The organism is Pseudomonas sp. KK4, from assembly GCF_001984065.1.
Lineage (GTDB): Bacteria > Pseudomonadota > Gammaproteobacteria > Pseudomonadales > Pseudomonadaceae > Aquipseudomonas.
The window spans coordinates 1-14,962 of record NZ_LYVP01000044.1 but is presented as its reverse complement, the minus strand read 5'-3'; the positions used below and the strand labels follow the sequence as shown (position 1 = coordinate 14,962).

Below are 14,962 nucleotides of genomic sequence, written 5' to 3'. Positions count from 1 at the left end.
CTGAAAAAAATTGTATGAAATAGACGACCAAGCACTTGCTTGGTTGACTACGCTTGCTCCAAACAAAAATACAGGAGCGAGTCGCATGTCTGCTGCTTTTCGTTTGCCGCTGGACGTGTTCTACGAGCGCGAGGCCCGGCATCCCCGGCAGCGCTTCATGGTCCAACCCATGGGCGGCGGGCAGGTTGAGACGCTGACTTGGGCTGACGTCGGCCATCGGGCACGCTGCGCGGCGCACTGGCTGCGAGCCCGCGAATTGCCCCAAGGCAGTCACATCGCCCTGATCTCGAAAAACTGCGCCCACTGGATCATTGCCGACCTGGCGATCTGGATGGCCGGGCACGTGTCGGTGCCGCTGTACCCGAACCTCACGGCCGAATCCGTCGCTCAGGTGCTGGAGCATTCAGAAGCGGCGCTGGCCTTTATCGGCAAACTCGACGACTGGCCGAGCATGTCCCGTGGTGTCAGCCCGGACCTGGCAACCATCAGCCTGCCGTTGCACCCGCCGGGCGATTTCGATTTCAGCTGGGCCGATCTACAACAATGTTCGCCGATTCAGGACGACCCCAAACCTGGCGCCGATCAGCTCGCCACCATCATCTACACCTCCGGCACCACCGGCATGCCCAAGGGCGTGATGCACAGCTTCGCCAACCTGGGGTTCGCCACCACTCGCGGTACGCAACTGTTCGGTTTGAATGAGTCCGATCGCCTGCTGTCGTACCTGCCGCTATGTCACGTCGCAGAGCGAATGTTCGTCGAACTGGCGTCGATTTACACCGGGCAAACAGTATTCTTTGCCGAAAGCCTCGAGACCTTCCTGACTGACCTGCGACGAGCACGGCCAACGGCGTTGTTCGGCGTGCCGCGGATCTGGACCAAATTCCAGATGGGCGTGTACAGCAAGATCCCGGCGAAACGCCTGGATCTCCTGCTCGGTCTGCCGATCATCGGCAAGCGGGTCGGTCATAAGGTCCTGGCGGGATTGGGCCTGGATGCGTTGCGCGTGGCCTTGTCCGGGGCCGCCCCCGTGCCGCTTAGCCTGTTGATGTGGTACCGCAAGCTCGGGCTGGACGTGCTGGAGGTGTACGGCATGACCGAGAGCTGCGGCTACTCGCACATCTGCCTGCCGGGGCAGAACAAGCCAGGCTGGATCGGCAAACCCTGCCCGGACGTCGAGGTGCGGATCGACGAAACCGGTGAAGTCATGGTGCGCAGTGGCGCCACCATGCTCGGCTATTTCAAGGAACCGCAGAAAACCGCCGAGACCATCACCGAGGACGGCTTCCTGCGCACCGGCGACAAGGGCGAGGAGGACGCCGAAGGCAACCTGCGCCTGACCGGGCGCCTGAAAGAAATCTTCAAGACCAGCAAAGGCAAGTACGTGGCGCCAGCGCCGATCGAGAATCGCCTGGCGGTGCATTCGCGCATCGAACAGGTGTGCGTGGTGGGGGATGGCCTGAGCGCGCCGCTGGGCTTGTGCGTGCTGTCGGCGGTGGGTCAGCAGGAGGCGCGGGCGGGCCTGCATTCCAGTCTGGAAAAGCTGCTGGAGGAGGTCAACAACGCTCTGGACAAGCATGAGCGTCTGCGGCGGCTGGTGGTGGTCAAGGACAGTTGGGCGGTGGAAAACGGCTTCCTCACGCCGACCCTGAAGATCAAGCGCAACGTCATCGAAGCCACCTACGGCTCGCGTTTCGAAGAATGGAGCGAGCGTAGCGAAGCGGTGCTGTGGCAGGATTGAGTCACGAACAAAACCAACAAGGAAAATCCGCGATGAGCCTGTGGCGCACCACTCCCGACATCGAGCAATTGAACGCCATCCAGAAAAACACCATCGGCGAAGTGCTGGACATCCGCTTCGAATCGTTCGATGACGAGTCCCTCACCGCGAGCATGGTCATCGACCACCGCACTCATCAGCCTTACGGTTTGCTGCACGGCGGCGCGTCGGTGGTACTGGCCGAATCCGTCGGCTCGATGGCCAGCTACCTGTGCATCGATGCCAGCAAGTTTTACTGCGTGGGCCTGGAAATCAACGCCAATCACTTGCGTGGCTTGCGCAGCGGGCGGGTGACGGCAGTGGCCAAGCCGATTCACATCGGCCGCACCACCCATGTCTGGGACATCCGCCTGACCAGCGACGAAGGCAAGGCCAGCTGCGTGTCGCGGTTGACCATGGCGGTGGTGCCGTTGGGCGAGAATCCGCCCGCCCGTTGACTGCGACCTTGCAACTGGCGGTTACCACTGTGGCGAGGGAGCTTGCTCCCGCTGGGCTGCGAAGCAGCCCCAGTTTATTGATATGACAGGTATGTCGCATCGACTGAAATACGACTGCTTCGCAGCCAGACGCGAGCAAGCTCGCTCGCCACATTGAGCCGGCGCAGTCACCGTGACCGGGCTCCGTCGTCTTGGCCGGACTGTCATCATTCCTGTCAGTTACGGTCATTGCCGTAGGACGCGGTCTTACGGACAATCAACGCCTGTCCTCGCTCATGGATTTGCCGGTTATGTCGCAACGGATATTTTTCGCCCACGCCAACGGTTTCCCTTCGGGCACCTATGGCAAGTTGTTCGCGGCGTTGGCGCCCGAGTATCAGGTGACGCATCTGGAGCAGCACGCCCACGACCCGCGTTTCCCGGCGGACGACAACTGGTACAACCTGGTGGATGAACTGATCCATCACCTGCGCCAGCAAGCCGAGCCGGTGTGGGGCGTCGGCCATTCGTTCGGTGGCGTACTGCATCTGCACGCCGCATTGCGCTGCCCCGAGCTGTATCGCGGTGTGGTCATGCTCGATTCGCCGGTGCTGACTCGCGCCGACCAATGGGTGATCCGCGCCGCCAAGCGTTTCGGTTTCATCGACAGGCTGACCCCCGCCGGCCGCACATTGGGACGGCGGGAAGAGTTCGCCGACCTGGACAGTGCTCGACGCTATTTCGCCGGCAAAACCCTGTTTCGCAGCTTCGACCCGGATTGCTTCGATGCCTACCTGCAACACGGTTTGCATCGGGTCGGCGACAAGCTGCGGCTGCGCTTCGACCCGGCCACTGAAATCAGCATCTACCGTGGCGTGCCCCACACCAGCCCAGGCCGTGCCCGGCAACTGAAGGTGCCGCTGGCGGTGGTTCGCGGCCACAAGAGCCGGGTGGTGATGCGTCATCACGCCAGCTCCGTGGGGCGCATGCCGCTGGGCGAAAGCCTGACCATGCCCGGTGGCCATATGTTTCCCCTCGAACGCCCCCAGGACACTGCCGCCATGCTGAAAAACCTGTTCAGCCGCTGGGACGGCCGCCAGCAGGATTGCGCATGAACCAGGTCGTCGAAGAAGTCCGCCTGAGCTTGCCGCACATCGAACTGGCGGCCCATCTGTTCGGTCCCGAAGACGGATTGCCGGTGATCGCCCTGCATGGCTGGCTCGATAACGCCAACAGTTTTGCGCGCCTGGCGCCCAAACTCAAAGGCCTGCGCATCGTTGCCCTGGACATGGCCGGTCACGGTCACTCCGGGCATCGCCCCCCGGGCGCCGGTTATGCCATGTGGGATTACGCCCACGATGTGCTGCAAGTCGCCGAACAGCTCGGCTTGAAGAGGTTCGCGCTGCTGGGGCATTCGATGGGCGCGATCGCTTCCGTGATCATCGCCGGATCGCTGCCCGAACGTGTCACGCACCTGGCATTGATCGACGGCGTGATTCCTCCTACAGACAAAGGCGAAAATGCGGCCGAACGCATGGGCATGGCCCTGCAGGCGCAATTGGACCTGCGGGAAAAACGCAAGCCGGTGTACACCACCCTCGAGCGGGCCATCGAAGCGCGCATGAAAGGGCTGGTGGCGGTCAGTCGCGAGGCTGCCGAACTGCTTGCACAGCGCGGCTTGATGCCGGTGCCGGGCGGCTATACCTGGCGCACCGACAATCGCCTGACCCTGCCGTCGCCCATCCGCCTGACCACCGAACAAGCCATGGCCTTCGTCCAGCGCGTCGCCTGCCCGGCCAGACTGGTGGTGGCTGCCGACGGTATGCTCGCCAAACACTCCGAGTTGCTGGAGCGTCTACCCTTTAGCCGTGAGCAGCTGCCAGGCGGCCATCATTTGCACTTGAATGACGAGCACGGTGCCGATCTTGTCGCAGACTGTTTCAATCGGTTCTTCGCCGTTCCTTGACTTGCGCTGGGCAACTGTCGAGGCTGGGCGGGTTGAAAAGGGAGACAACCATGCTAGATCTCTACACCGTTGCAACGCCCGATGGACACGAAGTCGTCACGGGTGCCCAGGCCATGCTGATCCGATGAGTCCATCGATGCGTTCCCTCAGCCTATTGGCGCTGTGCAGTGTCAGTCCCATGTTGTTCGCCGCTGATGTGCCTGGCAGTCAGGACCTGCCGATCGTGCCGCGCATGTCTGATGCGCAGATCGTCGACTACCGCCCCGCGGTCGAACTGGAGCGAATCTACCCGCTGGGTTCCATCCGCAAGATCAGCGGCCAATTGCGTTTCGACGGTCAGGTCAGCGCCCGTGGCAACGCCACCTCGGTGACCTACGAGCTGCCGCCGGATCATTCCTCCATCGAAGCCTTCACCGCCGCCCGCGAAGCCTTGCAGAAGCAGGAAGCGCAATTGCTGTTCTGGTGCCAGGCCCGCGATTGCGGCGAGAGCAGCCTGTGGGCCAACGAAGTGTTCGGCAACGCCAAGCTTTACGGCTCGGACAATGAGCAGGCTTATCTGCTGTTGCGTCTGGCAGCCCCCAAGGACAACACGCTGGTGGCGCTCTACAGCATCACCCGGGGCAATCGCAAAGCCTACCTGCATGTCGAGCAGTTCGAGGCCAACGCGCCGCTGGGCGATTTGCTGCCAACCTCGGCGACCTTGCTGCGGGAACTCAAGAGCACCGGGGAACTGGATTTCCCCACACTCACTGACGCACCGGATGAGACCTGGCTGCGCTTGATCTCCCGTGGCCTGAACCTGGACGCAACCTTGCGTGTCAGTGTATCGGGGCCCAATGCCGAAGCCTGGCGTCAGGCCCTGATCGGCCAGGGTGTACGGGCGGCGCGGATGGAAACCGGCAGCGTCCAAGGCTCTGGCCTGCACTTCCAACTGCTGCGATAAGCTACAACGGCGAACGCGTTCTGCGCGTTCGCCTACTCTCTTGCGGACTGTCTGTTTTCGGGAAATGGAATGATCAATAACGATCGGCTGTTGGTACAGATCCTTCTCCTGGTGCTGTTTGGCGCGAGCTTCTGGGTGATGGCGCCGTTCTGGTCGGCATTGTTCTGGGGCGCGGTACTGGCGTTTGCCAGTTGGCCGCTGATGCGTCTGCTGACCCGCTGGCTCAATGGCCGCGAGTCCCTGGCGGCCGCGGTGTTGACCGTTGGCTGGATGGTGCTGGTGGCAGCGCCTCTGGTGTGGCTGGGGTTCAACCTGGCCGATCACGTGCGCGATGCGACGGCATTCATCAAGGACGTGCAGGTTGATGGCTTGCCCGAGGCACCAGTCTGGCTGGGCAGCATTCCTCTGGTGGGGGCTCGGCTGGTGGGCATCTGGAACAGCATCGACCAGCAGGGCGCGGCCATGATGGTATCGCTCAAGCCTTATTTCGGGCAGATGGGCAACTGGCTGCTGGCGCGCAGTGCGCAGATCGGCGGTGGCATCCTCGAGCTGACCCTGAGCATTGTCTTCGTGTTCTTCTTCTATCGTGACGGCCCGCGACTGGCCGCGTTCGTTCATGGCCTGCTGGAACGCCTGATCGGCGATCGCGCCGGTTATTACATCGAGTTGGTGGCAGGCACCGTGCAGCGGGTGGTGAACGGGGTGATCGGCACGGCGGCGGCCCAGGCGGTGCTGGCCTTGATCGGCTTCCTGATTGCCGGTGTGCCGGGCGCATTGGTGTTGGGCATTGTCACCTTCCTGCTCAGCCTGATTCCCATGGGCCCGCCGCTGGTATGGATTCCGGCCACGGCATGGCTGGCCTGGAAGGGCGAGTACGGGATGGCGATCTTCCTCGGGATCTGGGGCACCTTCATCATCAGTGGCGTGGACAACGTGCTCAAGCCTTACCTGATCAGTCGCGGCGGCAACCTGCCCCTGGTGATTGTGTTGCTGGGGGTGTTTGGCGGTTTGATTGCCTTCGGCTTCATCGGCCTGTTCATCGGTCCGACGTTGCTGGCGGTGGCGTACAGCCTGTTGAATGACTGGAGCAGAAGTCAGGGACGGACTGAAGACCGGCGCTGATTTTGACGGAGGGATTTTTGCGGTGTCTGGAAAACAGACTCGCATTGATCCGGCGGACGGATGATGGGGACCGCCGGATCAACGCGAGGCTGAATGGGAGCAACTGCAAGCTTCAAGCGGTAGGCCTCAAGTGACCGGATGCGCCGCTTCAACTTGCAGCTTGAAACTTGTAGCTTGCCACTGCGTTTTTAGAACTTCGCTTCAGCATCCAGTTGCAGGGTGTTGATGTCGGAGTCCTTGAGGGTGGCGTTGGTGTAGTCAGAGTCAGCCATGAAGTACGTCGCACCCAGGGCGAAGTTCTTGTCCAGCTCGTAGCTCACTTTCAGCTTGCTGCCACGGGAACCGGTGAAGCCGTTGGCGAAGTCGGAGTCGGTGAAGGCGCCAACCACAGCGTTACGCTGTACGTCACGATAGTTGTAGTCCACAGCGAAGCCGTAGATCTTGGTCTTCACACCGGCCAGCCAGGCGGTGTCCTGGTCGTTGCTGGCATCGTCGTTGTTGACGTACTGACCGTAGATCGACAGTGGCAGTGGCAGACCGGCGATGTCCAGTTGACCGAAGCCTTCGTACAGCTTGAACTGTTCGCCCGGGCTGTTGCCGTTGATGGCCAGTGCGGTCGGGATCGTGGTGCCGCCAGGGGTGATGTCGTTGTCGTTGTCGTAACCGTAGACGCTGCCACCCAGGGTCAGTTTCAGGTTGTCGGTGATGGCAAAACGCGCGCCCAACTGACCGGCGTACAGGCGCAGGTCGTGTTTGAACTGCACGCCTTCGCCGTCGACGTTGTCCTTGAGGGTGTAGTGACCGGCGCTGCCGAACAGTTCGGTGCTGCCGCTCAGCGGGTATTTATAGGAAACCGACAGACCTTCCGGGCTGATGTCGCTATCCCAGATCACATCGCCCATGCTCACCCATTGCTGAGGCATCTTGCCGCCAACGATGTGCAGGTTCTTGATGGCGTCGGGGTGGTAATCGACATAGCCCTGGTCCAGCCAGATCTGCTTCTTGTCGAAGTAGTTGTTCAAATCCTGGTTGGTGGAACGAGGGTCGTCGTTGCTGCCCGTAGCGATACGGATACCGGTGTCGACCTGCGGGTTGATTTCGCTGTAGGCACCCAGGCGGGCACGAATGCGCTGACGGTTCGAGTCACGGTTGTTTGGCACGCCATCGTTCTTGATGGTTTCCTGGCGGAAACGCACGTCGCCCTTGAATTGGGTCTTGGCGGCCCATGCCAGCTTCTGGTCGAAAGTGCTCAGCTCATTGGTTTTCTTCGCGGTGGCCGCGATCTGCTCGTTGGTCTCTTGCTGAGCCTGACGGGCGATTTGCTGTTCTTTCTGGTCTCTGGCCAGTTCGGCTTGCAGTTCGCTGTACTGTGCGTTGGTAATCGAGCCGTTGGCCTTGAGCATGTCGAGCAGTTTGGCGTCGACTGCGGCGCTGGCAGGAACACTCATGGCCAGCAACAGACCGCCACACAGGGCTGCCGCAGTTTTCGTGGAAGCAAGACGCATATCAATCTCCGAAGATGAGAGTGGATGACGGAGCCATCCCGGGCAGAACCGACCATTGATGGACGGAAAACAGACGCCGGCTATAACCCGGCGCTCTAAAAACAGGCGCCAGTATCGCGACGGTTTATGACAGGGCAGTGGCAATGTGATGGCATGTCGATGACGATCCAGAGTGCCCGCGAACTATTGATCTAGAGCGCTGTCGTCGAACGGCGGATGTGAAAACAGCGGCGATAAGCGATACTCGCCAGGCTTTCACGCCATGAATCAGTGAGGATGGTGATGCCGCTGCAACGTCTGCAAAGTCTGTCCGAGATTGCCCCGGTAACCTGGGACGCCGTGGTGCCCGAAGACCAGCCGTTCCTGAGCCACGCCTTCCTCAGTGCGCTGGAGGACAGTGGCAGCGTGGGGCCTCATTCCGGCTGGCAAGCCGAGCATTTGCTGCATGTCGAAGGCGATCGCCTGATTGCCGCATTGCCCGGTTATCGCAAATGGCACTCCTACGGCGAATACGTGTTCGACCATGCCTGGGCCGATGCCTGTGAGCGCGCCGGCATCGATTACTACCCCAAATTTCTGAGCGCCGTACCATTCAGCCCGGTCAGCGGTCCGCGCCTGCTGGCCGCCAGGGTCGAGGACGGTTTCGAACTGTTGAAAAGCCTGCCCGGGTATCTGGAAATCGAACAACTCTCCAGCGCTCACATCAACTTTACCGACCCCTTCACCGATGCCGCCCTGGCCGAACAACCAGGGTGGCTGCAACGCATCGGCTGCCAGTACCACTGGCAGAACCGTGGCTATCGGGATTTCCAGGATTTTCTCGACGTCTTGAGTTCGCGCAAGCGCAAACAGATGCGCAAGGAGCGCGAACAGGTGGCGGGGCAGGGGTTTGAGTTCGAGTGGCTGCAAGGGCGGCAACTGACCCAGGCGCAGTGGGATTTTGTCTACGCCTGCTATGCCAACACCTACGCGGTGCGCCGGCAAAGGCCTTACCTGACACGGGAATTTTTCAGCCTGTTGGCCGAACGCATGCCGCAATCGATTCGCGTGGTGTTGGCCAAACAAGGGTCACGCCCGGTGGCGATGGCCTTCAGCCTGGTGGGCAGCGAGAGTTTCTACGGGCGCTACTGGGGCTGTCTGGCGGAGTTCGATCGGCTGCACTTCGAGACCTGTTTCTATCAGGGCATGGAGTACGCGATTGCCAACGGTTTCCAGCGTTTCGATGCCGGTGCCCAGGGTGAGCACAAATTGATTCGCGGATTTGAACCGGTCATCACCCATTCCTGGCACTACCTGCGTCATCCGGGGCTGAAGGCGGCGGTCAAGGACTTCCTGCAGCAGGAGCGGGCGGGGGTGTTGGCCTATGCCGAGGAAGCGAAGACGGCGCTGCCCTACAAACAGCTCTGAAGATCACACAGTTCCAATGTGGGAGCGGGCTTGCTCGCGAAGGCGGTGGATCAGTCAACACAGTTGTTGTCTGACACTGCGCCTTCGCGAGCAAGCCCGCTCCCACAGGTAGTGTTGAGTTGAAGACTTAGTCGATCCCGACGAACCCACCCGTCTGATGCTGCCACAACCGCGCATACAAGCCGCCGTGCGCCAATAGCTCGGCATGGCTGCCGGTTTCGGCGATCCTGCCGTTTTCCAGCACCACCAGCCGGTCCATCCGGGCGATGGTCGAGAGTCGGTGGGCGATGGCGATCACGGTCTTGCCCTGCATCAGGGTTTCCAGGCTTTCCTGGATCGCCGCTTCAACCTCCGAGTCCAGCGCCGAGGTGGCTTCGTCCATGATCAGGATCGGCGCGTCCTTGAGCAGTACGCGCGCGATGGCGATCCGTTGCCGCTGGCCGCCCGAGAGTTTCACTCCACGCTCACCGACATGGGCATCGAAGCCGATACGGCCTTCAGCATCCGACAGGGTGGGAATGAAACCATCGGCCCGCGCTTTGTAAACGGCCTCCCAGAGCTCGTCCTCGGTGGCGTCGGGTTTGCCGTACAGCAGGTTGTCGCGGATGGAGCGGTGCAGCAGCGATGTGTCCTGGGTGATCATGCCGATCCGTTCGCGCAGGCTTTCCTGGCTAACCTCGGCGATGTTCTGGCCGTCGATCAGGATGCGACCGCTTTCCACGTCATAGAGGCGCAGCAGCAGGTTCACCAGGGTCGATTTACCTGCGCCGGAAGGGCCGATCAGGCCGATTTTTTCGCCAGGCTTGATGGTCAGGTTGAGATCGCCGATGACACCACTGTGCTTGCCGTAATGGAAGTCGACGTGTTCGAAGCGCACTTCGCCGCGGCCCACGGCCAAGGGTTTGGCCTGGTCGCGGTCGGTGACGCTGACCGGTTGCGAGATGGTCTGCAGGCCGTCCTGCACCATGCCGATGTTTTCGAAGATGCCGGTGACCACCCACATGATCCAGCCCGACATGTTGACGATGCGAATCACCAGGCCGGTGGCCAGGGCGATGGCGCCCACGGTGATCAGCGATTGCGTCCACAGCCACAGGGCCAAGCCGGTGGTGCACACGATCAACAGCCCGTTCATGCTGGTGATGACCACGTCCATGCTGGTGACCACACGGCCAGCCATCTGGGCTTTTTCGGTCTGCTCCTTGATCGCCTCGCGGGCGTACTGCTGCTCGAAGTGGGTGTGGGCGAACAGCTTCAGGGTGGTGATGTTGGTGTAGCCATCGACGATGCGCCCCATGAGTTTGGAGCGCGCATCGGAAGACCTCACCGAGCGGTCCTTGACCCGTGGCACGAAGTAGTAGAGCGCACCGATGAACGCCGCGATCCAGCTCAGCAGCGGGATCATCAGGCGCCAGTCGGCTTCGGCGAACAGCACCAGCGCACTGATGGCATAGATCAGCACGTGCCACAGCGCGTCAACCGCCTGCACAGCCGAGTCGCGCAGGGAGTTGCCGGTCTGCATGATGCGTTGGGCGATCCGCCCGGCGAAGTCGTTCTGGAAAAAATTCAGGCTCTGCTTGAGCACGTAGCTGTGGTTTTGCCAGAGGATCATGCTGGTCATGCTGGGGCTTAAGGTCTGGTGCACCAGCAAGTCATGCAGGGCGACGAACACCGGGCGCAGGATCAGCGCCACCACCGCCATCCAGGCCAGTTCGAGGCCGTGTTCCTTGAAGAACTCAGTATTGGGCGTGCCTTGGGCCAGGTCGATGATGCGGCTCAGGTAGCTGAATAGCGCCACCTCGATCAACGCACCGAACAGGCCCACCGTCAGCAGTGCGGCGAAACTCGGCCAGACCTGTTTGAGGTAATAGGTGTAGAAAGGCCATACCCGATCGGGCGGCGCCGCTGTCGGAGCGTCGCGAAAAATGTCGATCAGTTTTTCAAAACGGCGATAAAGCATCGGTTTTCCACCCGCGAGCGGGCACTCCTTTAAGCGGTGTGAGCGTTGCCGGCATAGCCGGCAACGGCTCGGACGTCCCTGTCCAACTTAGTCTCAGTCGATACGCTTGGCCGACTTGATGAACACCGGATCAGCCGGTACGTCCTTCATGCCGTTGCGAACGGTGGTGGGCGAATTGACGATGGTGTCGACCACGTCCATGCCCTTGACCACTTTGCCGAACACCGCGTAGCCGTCACCCTGGTCGAGGAAGTCGTTGTCCTTGACGTTGACGAAGAACTGGCTGGTGGCCGAATCCGGCACCGAGGTACGGGCCATCGACAGGGTGCCACGCACGTTGACCAGACCGTTGCTGTGTTCGTTCTTGATCGGCGCCTTGGTGTCTTTTTGCTGCATGGTCTGGGTGAAACCGCCGCCCTGGATCATGAAGCCTGGAATCACACGGTGGAAAATCGTGTTGTTGTAGAAGCCGCTGTCCACGTACTCAAGGAAATTCTTGGTACTGATCGGCGCTTTGACCGGGTCCAGTTCGATTTCGATCTGGCCGTTGGAGGTGTCCAGCAGAACATGCGGCGCCTTGGCAGGCGTTGCCGCCATCAGGTTGGCGGCAAACAGTACGGAGCCAGCGGCGAGGGCGATTTTTTTCAGCATGGGTCAGTGATCCTGAGTGTGGTGGTATCGACTGCGGTGAGGAACTCGAGCAGTGTCTGGTTGAAGCGTTCCGGCTGATCCAGCGGGGTGGCGTGACGTGAGTCGGCGATCACCACCAGCCGCGCATCGGGCAGCAGCCTTACGTAATTCTCTTTCAACGAAACCGGTGTGTAGTCACGGTCGGCGCTGACGATGAGGGTTGGACAGGACACCCTGGAAAGTCGTTCCTGAACCCCCCAGCCAACGATCGCATCGAAGCTGGCGAGATAAGCATGTTTGTCGTTTTTTGCCCAGCGCTCGGCCATCTTTTGTCGCAAATCGGCCTGTTCGGGCTTGGGAAACAATTTGCCGCCCAGGGCCTTGCCGATGGTGTGCAGATTGAGGACGCGCATCAGGCTCCAGCGCTTGAACCACTGCCAGTAATCGTCGCGGCTGCGTAGCTTGACCTCGGGCACGCTGTTGACGATGCACAGGCTCTTGAGCAGGTGCGGGTGATCCACGCCCAGTTGAAAGCCGATCATGCCGCCCATGGACAGGCCCACGTAATGGGCCGGGCCGAGATTGAGGTGCTCGATCAGCGCCACCAGATCGGCACTGAACCCGGCGATGCTGTAGCGCTCGCGGGGTTTGTCGGAGCGCCCGTGGCCACGCACATCGGGGACGATCACCCGGTAGCGCGCCGCCAGTGCGGGGATCTGTTTTTCCCAGTCCAGGGTGCTCGAGCCCAGGCCGTGGACCAGCAGCAACGGCGTGCCGTGGCCATATTCCTCATAGTGCAGGTTGCAACCTTCGTGTTCGAAATAGGCCATGCATACACTCCGTGTCAGGCTTGTTCAGGGGCGGCGAACGGCGCGTCCAGCGGCGCGGTGTCGAAGGTGCGCAGCAGTTCGATGAGAATCTGCGTGGCCGGGCCCAGGGGTTTGTCCTTGTTCGAGTAAAGATAGAAACTCGGATTGCGGCTGCCGCCCTGATCCAACGGTAGCAGCTTGAGCGTACCTTCCCGCAATTCCCGTTCGATCATGTGCCTGGGCAACCAGGCGAAGCCCAGGCCGCTGCCGACGAAAGTCGCGGCGGTGGCCAGGCTGCCCACGGTCCAGCGCTGTTCGGCGCCCAGCCAGCCGACGTCCCGCGGTTGCTGGCGGCCGGAGTCGCGGATCACCACTTGCATCTGGCTTTCAAGGTCCTGGAAATTCAGTTCGCGATTGAGGCGATGCAGCGGGTGTTCCGGATGGGCAACCGCGACGAACTCGACGTCACTCAATTCCGCCCCCAGGTAGCCGGGAATGCTGAACCCGGTGATAGCCAGGTCGGCCACGCCTTCGAGCAACACTTCTTCTACACCCGACAACACCTCTTCGCGCAGCCGCACGCGGCAGCCCCGACTTTGCGGCATGAAGGCGGTGAGGGCGCGCACCAGGCGGGCGTTGGGGTAAGCGGCGTCGACCACCAGCCGCACTTCGGCTTCCCAGCCCTGTTCCATGTGATGGGCCAGGTCTTCGAGCTGACTGGCCTGTTTCACCAGTTGCCGGGAGCGGCGCAACAGCACGCCACCGGCCTCGGTCAGTACGGCTTTGCGGCCGTCGATGCGCAGCAACGGCACGCCGAGCTGGTCCTGCATGCGCGCCACGGTGTAGCTGACGGAGGATTGCGAACGGTGCAGTGCCTCGGCGGCCTGGGCGAAACCGCCGTGGTCGACCACGGCCTGGAGTGTGCGCCATTGATCAAGGGTCACGCGGGGCGCTTTCATGATGGGCTCCTGTTGTCCTAAGCTGCGCAGTTCTTATTGGAGACTGCTGAATGAAAAAAGTCGTTACTGTGCTGCTGGCCCTGTTGCCGCTGACAGCGTTTGCCTACCCGATCGATGTACAGAAAGAACTCAACGGCCTGAAGATCGACTACACCACCTACGCCTCCGACTACGACCTGGGTTCGATCACCTTGAACAACTATGGTGACACCGCCGCTGATTGCGCGGTGGTGTTTCGCAACGGTCCCGAATCACCGAAGACCCGCAGGATCAATCTGGCTGCCGGTAAAAGCGCTGACCTGTCAGCCAAGTTCAACCGCAAGATCATCAAGCTGTACATCAGCATGACCTGCAAGCCGCAATGACATTGCGCGGAGCAAGTCTACGGGTCATGCTCCGCTTATAAACGAATTTATCGATCGGTTATAGCAGTTATTTGCGCTTTTTCATCGATATGACTCTGTTTAACCTTCACTCCATCGACTTACAACCTTCTCAGATGGAGCCTACAACCCATGTCACGCGTTCTGATCATCGAAAGCAGCGCCCGTCAGCAAGACTCGGTTTCCCGTCAACTGACCCAGACCTTCATCAGCCAGTGGAAAGCCGCGCACCCACAGGATCAGATCACCGTTCGTGACCTGGCCGTCAACCCGGTGCCGCACCTGGACATCAACCTGTTGGGCGGCTGGATGAAACCCGTCGACCAGCGCAGCGATGTCGAACAGCTGTCCCTGGATCGCTCCAACGAGCTGACCGATGAACTGCTGGCCGCCGACGTGCTGGTGATGGCCGCGCCGATGTACAACTTCGCCATTCCAAGCACCCTCAAAGCCTGGCTCGACCACGTGCTGCGTGCCGGTGTGACCTTCAAGTACACCGAAACCGGTCCCCAAGGCCTGCTCAGCGGCAAGCGTGCCTACGTCCTGACCGCTCGCGGCGGGATCTATGCCGGCAGCCCGGCGGACCATCAGGAACCGTACCTGCGTCAGGTGATGGGCTTCATCGGTATCCACGACGTGACGTTCATCCACGCCGAGGGCATGAACCTGGGCGGCGACTTCCAGGAGAAGGGCCTGAACCAGGCGAACGCCAAGCTTTCCCAGGTGGCCTGACCCGTTAATCGCCAGATAATCGCTGGATGGTCTAGTGACCTGGCGCAACCCTTCAAGCCTGTACGCACATAGAACCTCCCTTCGCACTTATTGCTCCTGAGTGCTGCAGCCCGATTGAACGCTTGGCGAGATCGGGCTTTTTTTTGCCTGCGATTTTGTGAAGCCCTGTGGGGGCTGGCCGATCTCAAGCCTGACGTGATCTTTCAGGTTGACCCGATCCGCTGTGGGAGGATGTCCTGTGGGAGCCAGCCTGCTGGCGAAGACGGCCTGACAGTCGACCAGTCTCTTGCGGATGTACCCGACCCCCCTGTGGGAGCGGGCTTGCTCGCGAAGGCGGCCTGACAGACGAC

General features: G+C 61.1%; 13 protein-coding genes and 1 pseudogene. 9 read left to right on the top strand and 5 right to left on the bottom strand.

Going from position 1 to position 14,962, the window contains the following annotated elements; genetic code table 11:
- The first annotated feature begins 85 nt into the window (after nucleotides 1-85).
- The 6 genes from B0W55_RS16130 (at nucleotide 86) to B0W55_RS16105 (ending at nucleotide 6,227) form a co-directional block, all read left to right on the top strand.
- Nucleotides 86-1,741, top strand: coding sequence for an AMP-binding protein (locus B0W55_RS16130; RefSeq protein ID WP_077046931.1), 1,656 nt, complete (start codon nucleotides 86-88; stop codon nucleotides 1,739-1,741).
- A gap of 32 nt (nucleotides 1,742-1,773) precedes the next feature.
- The gene (locus B0W55_RS16125; protein WP_077046930.1) at nucleotides 1,774-2,217 is read left to right on the top strand and encodes a hotdog fold thioesterase; all 444 of its coding nucleotides are present in this window, start codon (nucleotides 1,774-1,776) and stop codon (nucleotides 2,215-2,217) included.
- Nucleotides 2,218-2,507: 290 nt separating this feature from the next.
- Complete coding sequence (locus B0W55_RS16120) at nucleotides 2,508-3,311, top strand: alpha/beta fold hydrolase (protein ID WP_077046929.1); 804 nt, start codon at nucleotides 2,508-2,510, stop codon at nucleotides 3,309-3,311.
- The gene (locus B0W55_RS16115; protein WP_077046928.1) at nucleotides 3,308-4,162 is read left to right on the top strand and encodes an alpha/beta hydrolase; all 855 of its coding nucleotides are present in this window, start codon (nucleotides 3,308-3,310) and stop codon (nucleotides 4,160-4,162) included. The genes B0W55_RS16120 and B0W55_RS16115 overlap by 4 nt, the downstream gene beginning before the upstream one ends.
- A 136-nt stretch (nucleotides 4,163-4,298) precedes the next feature.
- Nucleotides 4,299-5,105, top strand: a complete 807-nt coding sequence (locus B0W55_RS16110; protein WP_077046927.1) for a DUF4892 domain-containing protein — start codon at nucleotides 4,299-4,301, stop codon at nucleotides 5,103-5,105.
- A 69-nt stretch (nucleotides 5,106-5,174) separates the two neighbouring features.
- Nucleotides 5,175-6,227 (top strand): AI-2E family transporter, encoded by a 1,053-nt coding sequence (locus B0W55_RS16105; RefSeq protein ID WP_077046926.1) that lies wholly within the window; start codon nucleotides 5,175-5,177, stop codon nucleotides 6,225-6,227.
- A gap of 188 nt (nucleotides 6,228-6,415) precedes the next feature.
- Here B0W55_RS16105 and B0W55_RS16100 read toward each other — a convergent pair whose 3' ends face one another.
- Entirely contained in the window at nucleotides 6,416-7,732 is a 1,317-nt protein-coding gene (locus B0W55_RS16100; protein ID WP_077046925.1) for a putative porin, read from the bottom strand.
- A gap of 282 nt (nucleotides 7,733-8,014) precedes the next feature.
- On the opposite strand from B0W55_RS16100, the gene B0W55_RS16095 reads away from it, so the two are divergent.
- Nucleotides 8,015-9,139, top strand: a complete 1,125-nt coding sequence (locus B0W55_RS16095) for a GNAT family N-acetyltransferase (RefSeq protein WP_077046956.1) — start codon at nucleotides 8,015-8,017, stop codon at nucleotides 9,137-9,139.
- A 127-nt stretch (nucleotides 9,140-9,266) separates the two neighbouring features.
- On the opposite strand, the gene B0W55_RS16090 is transcribed toward B0W55_RS16095, so the two are convergent.
- The 4 genes and pseudogenes from B0W55_RS16090 to B0W55_RS16075 all read right to left on the bottom strand — a co-directional run bounded on the left by B0W55_RS16090 (nucleotide 9,267) and on the right by B0W55_RS16075 (nucleotide 13,497).
- The gene (locus B0W55_RS16090; protein WP_077046924.1) at nucleotides 9,267-11,099 is read right to left on the bottom strand and encodes an ABC transporter ATP-binding protein; all 1,833 of its coding nucleotides are present in this window, start codon (nucleotides 11,097-11,099) and stop codon (nucleotides 9,267-9,269) included.
- A 93-nt stretch (nucleotides 11,100-11,192) separates the two neighbouring features.
- Complete coding sequence (locus B0W55_RS16085; protein WP_077046923.1) at nucleotides 11,193-11,750, bottom strand: peptidylprolyl isomerase; 558 nt, start codon at nucleotides 11,748-11,750, stop codon at nucleotides 11,193-11,195.
- A gap of 3 nt (nucleotides 11,751-11,753) precedes the next feature.
- A pseudogene (locus B0W55_RS16080) lies at nucleotides 11,754-12,559 on the bottom strand (alpha/beta fold hydrolase).
- A 14-nt stretch (nucleotides 12,560-12,573) separates the two neighbouring features.
- On the bottom strand, nucleotides 12,574-13,497 hold the full coding sequence (locus tag B0W55_RS16075) for a LysR family transcriptional regulator (protein WP_077046921.1): 924 nt from the start codon (nucleotides 13,495-13,497) through the stop codon (nucleotides 12,574-12,576).
- A gap of 50 nt (nucleotides 13,498-13,547) precedes the next feature.
- Between B0W55_RS16075 and B0W55_RS16070 the strand changes: the two genes are divergently transcribed.
- A complete protein-coding gene (locus B0W55_RS16070; protein WP_077046920.1) occupies nucleotides 13,548-13,862 on the top strand; it encodes a 3-phosphoglycerate kinase in 315 nt (104 codons plus the stop codon).
- A gap of 150 nt (nucleotides 13,863-14,012) precedes the next feature.
- Complete coding sequence (locus tag B0W55_RS16065; protein WP_077046919.1) at nucleotides 14,013-14,612, top strand: FMN-dependent NADH-azoreductase; 600 nt, start codon at nucleotides 14,013-14,015, stop codon at nucleotides 14,610-14,612.
- Nucleotides 14,613-14,962 lie beyond the last annotated feature (350 nt).